Below are 522 nucleotides of genomic sequence, written 5' to 3' on the forward strand. Positions count from 1 at the left end.
AACGTACCCGTCGACGTCCACATCGTGGTCGCCTCGAGCGAGCGCATGCCGTAGTCGCCAGCCATCGCGCCGAGATAGACGCCGGTGCGGCTCTCGCTCAGTCCGTCCGGTTGCAGCCCCGCGCGCTCCAGCGCCTCCCACGACGCTTCCAGGATCAGCCGCTGCTGCGGGTCCATCTCCACCGCCTCGCGCGGCGAGATGCCGAAGAAAGATGCGTCGAACTCCGCAACAGCGTCGATAAAGCCGCCTTCCTGCGACAGCCCGCCCGTCACCGCTTCGAGGCGCCGCAACAGCTCCCGGCTCCAGCGGCCCGGCAGCGGACCAACGCCGTCGCCACCGCGCTCCAGCAGCGACCAGTAGCTCTCGGGACTGGCCGGGCCGCCGGGCGTGCGGCAGCTCATCCCGACAATCGCGATTGGCTCGGACGCCGATGCGGTGATTGTCCGCCGCTTCTCCTGCCGCACAGGCGCGCGAGCGAGTTCGAGCTTCTCGAGCAGCAGGCGGGCCATGGCGCGCGCGGTT

General features: G+C 70.3%; 1 protein-coding gene. It reads right to left on the reverse strand.

The features are described from left to right. A partial coding sequence (locus K3F49_RS39060; RefSeq protein WP_276575479.1) for a beta-ketoacyl [acyl carrier protein] synthase domain-containing protein occupies positions 1–509 on the reverse strand: 509 nt, incomplete at its 3' end. Between the last annotated feature and the right edge of the window lie 13 nt (positions 510–522).

Source organism: Bradyrhizobium monzae, assembly GCF_021458635.1.
Taxonomy (GTDB): Bacteria; Pseudomonadota; Alphaproteobacteria; order Rhizobiales; family Xanthobacteraceae; genus Bradyrhizobium.